Source organism: Vibrio sp. 2130-1, from assembly GCF_033339515.1.
This window is the reverse complement of record NZ_JAWOUT010000010.1, coordinates 181,965-193,203: the sequence shown is the minus strand read 5'-3', so window position 1 is coordinate 193,203 and position 11,239 is coordinate 181,965. Positions and strand designations below refer to the sequence as shown.

The window sequence follows — 11,239 nt, the reverse complement described above, 5'->3', positions numbered from 1 at the left end:
GAATTGGTAGACGCACCAGATTTAGGTTCTGGCGCCGCAAGGTGTGAGAGTTCAAGTCTCTCCTTCCGCACCATTATCGGAAAACCCAGCATGACTTTGCTGGGTTTTTTCTTTTTTTGGTTCTGGACTCGGGAAATCATTAGATTTGCCGAATTAAAAAAGCGAGCTCATGGCTCGCTTTTTTTCTATCTGAGATTAGAGTAGCTTACTACATACCTAACGCGTATTTCAGTACTTGAGCCTTAATTGGCCCTGAGTTTTCAGCAAGCTTCAATGCAGCATTACGTACGAACTTCAATGGCCCAAGATCGTTGCTAAAACCTTTATAGAAAAAGTCCATGCCCGTCTGCATGAGTAAGTTGTCAGGTCGACGTGCGCGTTCGTATTTCGCGAGTAAGGTATCTTCCAGCTTTTCTTGGTGTTCTGTTACCGAAAGGAGAACGTCTACATCTTTGAAGCCTAAGTTTACCCCTTGCCCTGCAAGCGGGTTGATCGTATGAGCAGAGTCACCCACTAACACGCAATTTTTGCTTGAGTAGCTTTGCGCATGACGACGAGTGAGTGGGAATGAGCCAAACTGTAAAACTTCAATATCGCCTAATTCAGCAGGGAAATGACGTAAAATTTCTTCTCTTAGTTGAGGTTTACCCATCGCACACAGTTGTTTAATACGTTTAGGCGAGTCATACCAAACCAAAGAACCTTGGCCTACTACTTGACCATCGTCGTTACTCAAAGAGCACAGAGGTAAAAATGAACGTGGGCCTGAAGGTGTAAATTGTTGCCAAGTAATATCTTGCTGAGGCAATTCTGTTTTCACATTAATCAACATGCAGTGTTGTCGGTAATCCCACGCAGTTACACCAATTCCAGCCAATTGACGAACTTTAGAGTTTGCACCATCAGCACCAATCACCCAGTTAGCTTCAAACTGCGCCCCACTTTCTAGTGTCACAAGATTTACATCTGCAAACTCAATGGCTTTTAATCGCTCAGGACACATCACGGTTAGATTTTCATACTGAGAGAAGACTTGCCAAAGACCTAATTGGATTAGGCGGTTTTCAACGATGTAACCTAGCTGATCCAATGACAATTCATCAGAGTGAAAACGAGTACGGCACTCTGGGTGCTCCCAAGTTTCTAAGCGCCGATAAGGACAAACTCGCATGCTCTTGATCTCTGACCATGCTCCGAGTGAATCAAGTAACTCCACCGACTGGTGCGAGATTGCAGATACACGAATATCCATCGCCTGAGCGGCATCAAAAACTTTAGGTTTTGTACCTTCGACCAAGACAACGCTTCTGCCCTGCTTGGCAAATCCAACAGCGACGGCTGCCCCGACCATACCGCCACCGATCACGGCGATGTCATACTTGTTCATTTTTCACTCTTCATCGTGCTGATTAATTGGCGTTTTTTATTGTACTTTCCATGGCTACATTTACAAAATTGTTTAACAAAAAACCTTGTTCAGCATAGGGCGAAAAACTAGATTTCATCAGGCTTTGCAGAGAATTAGCTAGATCACTAGTCAGGTGCTTTTTAAAGCAGTACAATACGCCGCTTACCGCCGTGATGGCGGCTATAATTTGAGCAATAGCTCTCCGATTTAAGTACAACTGAACGAGCGAAAGTGAGATGAGTAAGAAACTGCTAATTAAAACCTGGGGCTGCCAGATGAACGAATACGATTCATCAAAAATGGCCGACCTGCTTAATGCTGCAAACGGCTACGAGCTGACGGAAGAGCCAGAGGAAGCAGACGTACTTCTACTTAACACCTGTTCGATCCGTGAAAAAGCGCAAGAGAAAGTTTTCCACCAGCTAGGCCGCTGGAAAACACTAAAAGATAAAAAACCTGGCGTAGTTATCGGTGTAGGTGGTTGTGTAGCAACGCAAGAAGGTGACCATATTCGTGAACGTGCACCATACGTTGACGTTATTTTTGGCCCACAAACTTTGCACCGCCTACCTGAGATGATCAAACAATCTCAGTCCGATGATGCACCAGTTATGGACATTTCGTTCCCAGAGATCGAAAAATTCGACCGCCTACCTGAACCTCGCGCTGAAGGTGCGACAGCATTCGTTTCTATTATGGAAGGCTGCTCTAAGTACTGTACTTACTGTGTCGTACCGTACACTCGTGGTGAAGAAGTAAGCCGTCCAATGGATGACGTACTGTTCGAAATCGCCCAACTTGCTGAACAAGGCGTACGTGAAGTAAACCTTCTGGGTCAAAACGTAAACGCGTACCGTGGTCCTATGCACGATGGTGAGATCTGTTCATTTGCAGAACTGCTTCGTTTGGTTGCGTCTATCGATGGTATCGACCGTATTCGTTTCACGACGAGCCACCCGTTAGAATTCACAGACGACATCATCGCAGTATACGAAGATACGCCAGAACTTGTGAGCTTCCTGCACTTACCTGTGCAAAGTGGTAGTGACCGTATCCTAACGATGATGAAACGCCCTCACACCGCTATCGAATACAAATCGATCATCCGTAAACTGCGTAAAGCTCGTCCTGATATTCAAATCAGTTCAGACTTTATTGTTGGTTTCCCTGGTGAGACAGACAAAGACTTCCAAGACACCATGAAGCTAATCAAAGATGTAGACTTTGACATGAGCTTCAGCTTTATTTTCTCTCCACGTCCAGGTACGCCAGCAGCGGATTACCCTTGTGATGTGTCAGAACAAGTGAAGAAAGAGCGCCTTTACGAACTACAGCAAACTATCAATGCTCAAGCGATGCGTTACTCTCGCTTAATGCTTGGCACAGAACAACGTGTTCTAGTTGAAGGTCCTTCGAAGAAAAACCTAATGGAACTACGCGCTCGTACAGAAAACAACCGTGTAGTAAACTTTGAAGGTAGTGCAGACCTAATTGGTCAGTTCGTTGATGTGAAGATCGTAGACGTATTTGCAAACTCACTGCGTGGTGAGCTAGTACGTACTGAAAAAGACATGGATCTTCGTAGTGTGATTTCCCCAACGCAGATGATGGCGAAAACACGTCGCGAAGATGAGCTGGGTGTAGCTACTTTTACGCCGTAAGCTCGTATAAATAGCCATAGAGAGCCTGGTCGTTATCAGGCTCTCACTAAGTGGCAAAAAATGAGAGGCAACATTGAGCAATAAAATCGTAACTCTAGAAATTAACCTAGAACCTTCAGACAACCGCCGACTAGCTAGCCTGTGCGGTCCATTCGATGACAACATCAAGCATTTAGAACGTCGTCTAGGCGTTGAAATTAACCACCGTAGTGACCACTTTACGATTGTCGGTAAACCTCATACCGCATCAGCTGCGCTGGATATCCTGAAAACTCTATATGTTGATACCGCACCTGTACGAGGTGAGATCCCAGATATTGAGCCTGAGCAAATCCATCTAGCGATCAAAGAGTCTGGTGTTCTTGAGCAGAATACTGAGTCTAACATCGAGCATGGTAAAGAAGTCTTCGTCAAAACCAAGAAAGGTGTGATCAAACCACGTACGCCAAACCAAGCGCAGTACTTGGTTAACATGGTCACGCATGATATTTCTTTTGGTATTGGCCCGGCTGGTACAGGTAAAACCTACCTTGCTGTAGCAGCAGCTGTTGACGCACTAGAGCGCCAAGAGATCCGTCGTATTCTACTTACTCGTCCAGCGGTTGAAGCTGGTGAGAAATTGGGCTTCCTGCCTGGTGATTTAAGCCAGAAAGTCGACCCATACCTACGTCCGCTATACGACGCTCTATTTGAAATGCTGGGCTTTGAGCGCGTAGAGAAGCTGATTGAACGTAACGTGATTGAGGTTGCCCCTCTTGCTTACATGCGTGGTCGTACTCTAAACGACGCCTTTATCATTCTTGATGAGAGTCAGAACACCACAGTTGAACAGATGAAGATGTTCCTAACGCGTATTGGTTTTAACTCTCGCGCGGTTATCACTGGTGATGTCACGCAGATTGACTTACCTCGTGGTGCGAAATCGGGTCTTCGTCATGCTATTGAAGTACTAAGCGAAGTTGACGACATCAGCTTTAACTTCTTCTTAGCCGACGACGTTGTACGTCACCCTGTGGTTGCTCGTATCGTTAACGCGTACGAGAAGTGGGAAGCACAAGACCAGAAAGAGCGTAAAGAGTTCGAGAAACGCCGTCGTGAAGAACGCGATGCGAAGTTACTAGAAGCAGCAAAAGCCGAATTGAATGCACAAGTTGCTTCAACTAAGGAATAATCATGGCGATTGAACTTGATCTGCAACTGGCAGTCGAAAATGAAGAAGGTCTGCCTTCGCAGCAAGATTTCCAATTGTGGCTAGATAAGACCATTCCTCTCTTCCAGCCACAAGCCGAAGTCACCATTCGTATTGTTGATGAACAAGAAAGTCATACGCTCAACCATGAGTATCGCGGCAAAGATAAACCAACTAATGTGTTGTCGTTTCCATTTGAAGCACCTCCTGGTATGGAAATAGATTTACTTGGTGATTTGATTATTTGCCGCCAAGTTGTTGAAAAAGAGGCGGTTGAACAGAGCAAGCCTCTGCTAGCACATTGGGCGCATATGGTTGTACATGGCAGCTTGCATCTGCTAGGTTATGATCATATAGAGGATGACGAAGCCGAAGAGATGGAGTCCCTCGAAACCGAAATCATGCAAGGTATGGGTTATGAAGATCCTTACATTGCTGAAAAAGAGTAGCTATTGGCCACTCGACAGGGAAAGGCGAACCACCTAAATGACTCTCGTGTTCGCCTCTCTATGTGTGCTATCACACTTCTGATAGCGTTACTTAATTGAGAAACAATGAACGAAGATAATTCTCCCTCTTCTAACGAAGATAAGAAAGAAAAGGCAGAAGGTCCGAGTAGAAAGTCCTTCTTTGAACGTCTAGGTCAACTATTTCAGGGCGAACCAAAAGATCGCCAAGAGCTTGTGGATGTTATCCGCGACTCTGAAGTTAACGACCTGATTGACCATGACACTCGCGATATGCTTGAAGGTGTTATGGAAATCTCCGAAATGCGTGTGCGTGACATTATGATCCCGCGTTCGCAAATGGTTACCGTTGAGCGTACTCACGACCTTGATACCTTGGTTGCTTTGATTACCGATGCTCAACACTCTCGCTACCCTGTGATCAGCGAAGATAAAGACCATGTGGAAGGCATACTTCTAGCGAAGGACTTACTTAAATACTTAGGCTCAGGCAGCAATCCATTTGATATCGAAGAAGTCATTCGACCAGCGGTTGTAGTACCGGAAAGTAAACGCGTTGATCGACTGCTGAAAGAATTCCGTGAAGAACGTTATCATATGGCCATTGTTGTCGATGAATTCGGTGGTGTTTCTGGTCTTGTAACCATTGAAGATATCCTTGAGGAAATCGTCGGGGATATTGAAGATGAATTCGATGAAAGTGAAGAGACGGACATTCGTAAGCTGAGCAAGCATACGTTTGCTGTCAGAGCGCTGACAACCATCGAAGAGTTTAATGAGACATTCGGAACCAACTTCAGCGATGAGGAAGTTGATACCGTTGGTGGTATGGTCATGACTGCCTTTGGTCACTTACCTTCTCGTGGTGAACTGGTTGAAATTGAAGGCTACAACTTCAAAGTCACCGCTGCCGATAACCGTCGTGTCATTCAACTCCAAGTGACGATCCCAGACGAAGAAACCCTGGTTGAAGCCACTCAAGAGTAACGCGATACCCATTGGGAATCTCAGAAATTACAATGATGAATGAACTCTTTCATCGCCTTAAGCGGCCCTTAGTGGCCGCTTTTGTTGGCGCCTCTACTACACTCGCTTTCGCTCCTTACCAGCTGTGGCCTATTGCCATTCTTAGCCCAGCAATTCTACTGATTCTTCTTGCTAACCAAACTCCGAAACGCGCACTATGGATTGGTTATGCTTGGGGGTTAGGTCAATTTGCAACTGGCGTTAGCTGGGTTTACGTCAGTATCTCCGGTTTTGGCGGTATGCCGCTCATTGCCAATTTATTTTTAATGGGCTTGCTTGTTGCCTACTTGGCTGTTTATTCAGGCTTATTTGCTTGGCTCAACAACAAGCTGTTTCCTCAATTTACGCTCACAAAAGCACTTCTCGCTGCACCTGCTTTATGGCTGATCAGTGATTGGTTACGTGGTTGGGTGATGACTGGCTTCCCTTGGTTATGGCTAGGCTATAGCCAGATAGATGCTCCACTCGCAAGCTTTGCACCAATTGGCGGCGTAGAACTGCTTACTCTATTTATCCTTATCAGCGCAGGGGCGTTAGCCTACGCATGGATTCATAAGCAGTGGCTGATGGTGATTATCCCTGCGGTACTACTCAGTACTGGCTTTGGGATTCGCAACTACGATTGGGTAACACCCCGACCAGAAGACACGACTAAGCTCGCGCTGATTCAAGGTAACGTAGACCAGAACCTAAAGTGGCTACCAAGTCAACGCTGGCCAACCATCATGAAATACGCTGACTTAACTCGTGAAAACTGGGACGCTGACATTATCGTTTGGCCAGAAGCAGCAATTCCCGCTTTTGAAATTGAAGTGCCTTCATTTTTGAGCAATATCGACAGCGCTGCAAAAATGAATAACAGCGCAATCATCACCGGTGTCGTCAATCAAGCTGAAGATCGACAGTTCTACAACAGTATTCTGTCCCTCGGCATCACACCATACGGTGACTACAGCTTCGATTTAAGCGAACGTTACCATAAGCATCACCTACTACCGTTTGGTGAGTTTGTACCATTTGAAGATATTTTGCGCCCATTAGCGCCATTCTTTAACCTACCGATGTCATCGTTTAGCCGTGGGGCTTTTGTGCAGCCAAACATCGTTGCGAATGGCATGCACATGGCACCAGCGCTTTGCTATGAGATCATCTTTAATGAGCAAGTGCGTCAAAATGTGACTGACGAAACAGACTTCATTCTAACGCTTTCAAACGATGCATGGTTTGGTCACTCTATCGGCCCTCTTCAGCATATGGAGATCGCCCGTATGCGTGCCTTAGAGTTGGGCAAACCGCTCATCCGCTCGACTAACAATGGATTAACAGCGGTAACCGATCACAAGGGTAAAATCGTTGAGCAAGTTCCGCAGTTTGAAACTGCAGTACTGCGCGCAGAGCTCACCCCAACCGATGGGAAAACGCCATATCGAATCGTTGGTACTTGGCCATTGTATATTTGGGTAGGGTTAAGTTTAGCGCTGGCTTTCGGTTTAAGAAGAAAACAGAGCTGATAACAGCTTGAAAGTAGAAAAGACAAAAAAGAGGCGACTAAGCCTCTTTTTTATTCATTGCATTATACAGTCGTTACTCGCCATTTATGGCTTTAATGACTGACGAGTAAAGCCTTTGTGACCACACTTAATACACGGAATGATTACTGTTGGGTGGTTATACGTTGTCTTGTGACCACACTCATCACAGACTAAAGTTCCTAAGCCTATCACCTCTCCTGCTTCATATAGCCCTTGATGCTCTAAGTCATCGAACAACTCAACCCACTCAACTTTAGTTCGGTCTGTAATCTCTAACAGCCCTTGCCATATCGAATCCGCAATCGTTAAGTAAAACGGACCGCTTTTGCTATCCTCGTAACTCTCTGAAAACTCTTTTAAGTCTGCTTTAAGGTACGCTTTGATTAAAGCCAATTCATCTTTGGTCAAGTCATTAGCAGCATCCACCACTTTGCCCGACGTCTCAATCGCTTTGTTAACTTCTTCCGGACTGTGCTTCAAGGTTTCAATCACATCCTCGAGCATTTCCTCATAACCTGTTTTACGTTTAGGCATAACTGACCTCCATCTTTCTCCTACCTGCGTCACTTAAGGGCGCATGGGTACAGATTGGCTATTGTTGTGATCCCTAGCTTTAGGTATTCTATGACGATCTATTTAAGTCTGTTCTAACCGAACTCACAAATTCCAAGATAACGGATACCATCGATGCAAGAACAATACAACCCACAAGATATTGAACAAAAAGTTCAAAAGCACTGGGATGACAACAAAACCTTTGTTGTAAGTGAAGACCCAAATAAAGAAAAATTCTACTGTCTGTCCATGTTCCCATACCCAAGTGGTCGACTACACATGGGTCACGTGCGCAACTACACTATCGGTGATGTAGTATCTCGTTTCCAACGCCTACAAGGCAAAAACGTGATGCAACCAATCGGTTGGGACGCATTCGGTCTACCTGCAGAAAACGCAGCAGTAAAAAACAAAACTGCGCCAGCACCTTGGACTTACGAAAACATCGAATACATGAAGAACCAACTTAAGCTTCTAGGCTTTGGTTACGATTGGAACCGTGAATTCGCAACATGTACACCGGAGTACTACCGCTGGGAACAAGAGTTCTTCACTAAACTTTACGAGAAAGGTTTAGTTTACAAAAAGACTTCTTCTGTTAACTGGTGTCCTAACGACCAAACTGTTCTTGCAAACGAGCAGGTTGAAGACGGTTGTTGCTGGCGTTGTGATACGCCTGTAGAGCAAAAAGAAATCCCTCAATGGTTCATCAAAATCACTGAGTACGCTCAAGAGCTACTAGACGACCTAGATAAGCTTGAAGGTTGGCCTGAAATGGTAAAAACCATGCAGCGCAACTGGATTGGTCGTTCTGAAGGTGTTGAACTGAAGTTTGAAGTTAAGGGTCAACAAGACCTAGAAGTTTACACAACACGTCCAGATACGCTAATGGGTGTGACTTACGTGGGTATCGCAGCCGGCCACCCTCTTGCAGCTCTTGCAGCAGAGAACAATCCAGAGCTTGCAGCGTTTATCGACGAATGTAAGAACAACAAGGTTGCAGAAGCTGAGCTAGCGACAATGGAGAAGAAAGGTATGGCAACTGGCCTTACTGCTATTCATCCATTGAACGGCCGCGAAGTACCAGTATACGTAGCAAACTTCGTACTGATGGACTACGGTACAGGCGCGGTAATGGCTGTACCTGCACACGACCAACGTGACTACGAGTTCGCAACGAAGTACGGTCTAGACATCGTGCCAGTTATCAAGCCTGCTGATGGCAGCGAGCTAGACATCTCTGAAGCGGCATATACAGAGAAAGGTGTACTGTTCGATTCAGGTGAATTCGATGGCCTAGAATTCCAAGCGGCGTTCGATGCAATTGCAGCGAAGCTAGAAGCAGAGGGCAAAGGCACTAAGACTGTAAACTTCCGTCTACGCGACTGGGGTGTATCTCGTCAACGTTACTGGGGCGCACCAATCCCAATGGTAACGACTGAAGACGGTGAAGTTCACCCAGTACCTGCTGACCAACTACCAGTGATTCTTCCAGAAGACGTGGTAATGGACGGCGTAACGAGCCCAATCAAAGCAGACAAAGAGTGGGCGAAGACAACCTTTAACGGCGAACCTGCTCTACGTGAGACAGATACGTTCGATACGTTCATGGAATCTTCTTGGTACTACGCGCGTTACTGTTCACCACAAGCGGACGACATCCTAGACCCAGAAAAAGCAAACTACTGGCTACCAGTAGATCAGTACATCGGTGGTATCGAGCACGCTTGTATGCACCTACTGTACTCACGCTTCTTCCACAAACTACTGCGCGATGCGGGTTACGTAACGTCTGACGAACCGTTCAAGCAACTACTGTGTCAAGGCATGGTACTGGCTGATGCGTTCTACTTCGAGAACGAGAAAGGCGGCAAAGAGTGGGTAGCTCCAACAGACGTAGCCGTTGAACGTGATGGTAAAGGCCGCATTACTTCTGCTAAAGACACTGAAGGTCGTGATGTAACGCACTCAGGCATGATCAAGATGTCTAAGTCTAAGAACAACGGTATCGACCCTCAAGAAATGGTAGACAAGTACGGCGCTGACACAGTACGTCTATTCATGATGTTCGCGTCTCCAGCGGACATGACACTTGAATGGCAAGAGTCTGGCGTAGAAGGTGCGAACCGCTTCCTAAAACGTGTTTGGAAACTAGTGAAAGAGCACACAGCGAAAGGCGCAGCAGAAGCAGTAGATACCGCAGCGCTTTCTGGTGATCAAAAAGCACTTCGCCGCGACGTTCACAAAACTATCGCGAAAGTGACGGACGATATCGCTCGTCGTCAAACATTCAACACCGCGATCGCAGCGATCATGGAGCTGATGAACAAACTAGCGAAAGCGCCTCAAGAATCTGCGCAAGATCGTGCAATCCTTGACGAAGCACTGAAAGCTATTGTTGTCATGCTTTACCCTATCACTCCGCATATCTCATACGAGCTATGGGCAGCACTAGGTGAAACAGACATTGATAACGCGGCATGGCCGACGTTTGACGAAAAAGCGCTAGTTGAAGACGAAAAAACCATCGTTGTTCAAGTTAACGGTAAGCTACGTGCGAAGCTAACAGTCCCAGCGGATATCTCTAAAGACGATATCGAACAGCTTGGTCTAAACGACGAAAACGTGGTTAAGTTCACTGATGGCCTGACTATTCGTAAAGTCATTTACGTTCCAGGTAAACTGCTGAACATTGTTGCAAACTAATCGCAGCTGTCAATTTGTCTCTGTTTAGCGAACTTATTTGTTAACCAAGAGTCATTAAACAGGGTAGTTTTCTACCCTGTTTATTTACCTCAAACCATTCACATGAGTGGTTTAAGGTAAATAACCCCTTCAATTTAGGATGAATACAATCAATGCGCTTTTTCTCTTTGATTAAACTACCAGTGGTATTGGTATTAGCGGGGCTTCTTTCTGCCTGTGGTTTTCACCTTCGCGGCGAGTATTCCGTACCGGAAGAGCTGCACACTATGTCTTTCTCCAGCTACGATGAATACAGTGAATTAACTCGCTATGTTCGCTCTCAACTCGAACTGAACAAAGTTGAACTTGTTCAACCATCATCGACGGTACCCAACCTTCATTTGACGGAAGCGACAATCGATGAGCGTACACTATCGCTTTATCAAAATAGCCGTGCAGCAGAAAAAGAGCTGACATACGTAGTAAAATACCGTGTGACAATTCCTGGCTATGGTTCTAAAAACTTTACGACAACAGTAAACCGCAACTACCTAGACAACCCGTTGACCGCACTTGCAAAATCTGTTGAGCGTGACGTAATTGAAGACGAGATGCGCTTGCAAGCTGCAAAACAGATGATGCGCCAGTTGGGCCGTATTCGTGCCGAATATGAAGCAGGACAAATCTCTGAGCCAGCGAACAAAAACTCTTAGTCA

General features: G+C 45.8%; 10 protein-coding genes. 8 read left to right on the top strand and 2 right to left on the bottom strand.

All coding sequences use genetic code 11. The annotated features are described in order from the left end of the window. Nucleotides 1-204, top strand: a 204-nt coding sequence (locus tag R7Q09_RS16480; protein WP_318070995.1) for a hypothetical protein, incomplete at its 5' end; no start/stop codon positions are given. A 4-nt stretch (nt 205-208) separates the two neighbouring features. Here R7Q09_RS16480 and R7Q09_RS16475 read toward each other — a convergent pair. Further along, nucleotides 209-1,387, bottom strand: a complete 1,179-nt coding sequence (locus R7Q09_RS16475; RefSeq protein ID WP_256913803.1) for a 2-octaprenyl-3-methyl-6-methoxy-1,4-benzoquinol hydroxylase — start codon at nt 1,385-1,387, stop codon at nt 209-211. A 257-nt stretch (nt 1,388-1,644) separates the two neighbouring features. Here R7Q09_RS16475 and miaB point away from each other — a divergent pair, with 257 nt between their 5' ends. The 5 genes from miaB to lnt all read left to right on the top strand — a co-directional run bounded on the left by miaB (nt 1,645) and on the right by lnt (nt 7,262). Further along, nucleotides 1,645-3,069: a tRNA (N6-isopentenyl adenosine(37)-C2)-methylthiotransferase MiaB gene (miaB, locus tag R7Q09_RS16470; protein ID WP_005373038.1), complete on the top strand. Its 1,425-nt coding sequence runs from the start codon at nt 1,645-1,647 to the stop codon at nt 3,067-3,069. A gap of 73 nt (nt 3,070-3,142) precedes the next feature. Further along, nucleotides 3,143-4,240 (top strand): PhoH family protein, encoded by a 1,098-nt coding sequence (locus R7Q09_RS16465; protein WP_005373033.1) that lies wholly within the window; start codon nt 3,143-3,145, stop codon nt 4,238-4,240. 2 nt (nt 4,241-4,242) lie between these two features. Beyond that, a complete protein-coding gene (ybeY, locus tag R7Q09_RS16460) occupies nt 4,243-4,707 on the top strand; it encodes an rRNA maturation RNase YbeY (RefSeq protein ID WP_005373030.1) in 465 nt (154 codons plus the stop codon). Between the two features lie 105 nt (nt 4,708-4,812). Then, a complete protein-coding gene (gene corC / locus R7Q09_RS16455) occupies nt 4,813-5,712 on the top strand; it encodes a CNNM family magnesium/cobalt transport protein CorC (protein WP_005384118.1) in 900 nt (299 codons plus the stop codon). Nucleotides 5,713-5,744: 32 nt separating this feature from the next. After that, on the top strand, nt 5,745-7,262 hold the full coding sequence (gene lnt / locus R7Q09_RS16450) for an apolipoprotein N-acyltransferase (protein WP_005384119.1): 1,518 nt from the start codon (nt 5,745-5,747) through the stop codon (nt 7,260-7,262). 84 nt (nt 7,263-7,346) lie between these two features. Here the strand turns inward: lnt and R7Q09_RS16445 are convergent, their stop codons facing one another. Then, nucleotides 7,347-7,817 (bottom strand): zinc ribbon-containing protein, encoded by a 471-nt coding sequence (locus R7Q09_RS16445; protein ID WP_005373024.1) that lies wholly within the window; start codon nt 7,815-7,817, stop codon nt 7,347-7,349. A 153-nt stretch (nt 7,818-7,970) separates the two neighbouring features. On the opposite strand from R7Q09_RS16445, the gene leuS reads away from it, so the two are divergent. Both leuS and lptE read left to right on the top strand, forming a co-directional pair. Beyond that, the gene (gene leuS / locus R7Q09_RS16440) at nt 7,971-10,544 is read left to right on the top strand and encodes a leucine--tRNA ligase (protein WP_005391313.1); all 2,574 of its coding nucleotides are present in this window, start codon (nt 7,971-7,973) and stop codon (nt 10,542-10,544) included. Between the two features lie 152 nt (nt 10,545-10,696). Beyond that, on the top strand, nt 10,697-11,236 hold the full coding sequence (gene lptE, locus R7Q09_RS16435) for an LPS assembly lipoprotein LptE (protein ID WP_005384122.1): 540 nt from the start codon (nt 10,697-10,699) through the stop codon (nt 11,234-11,236). Nucleotides 11,237-11,239: the final 3 nt, after the last annotated feature.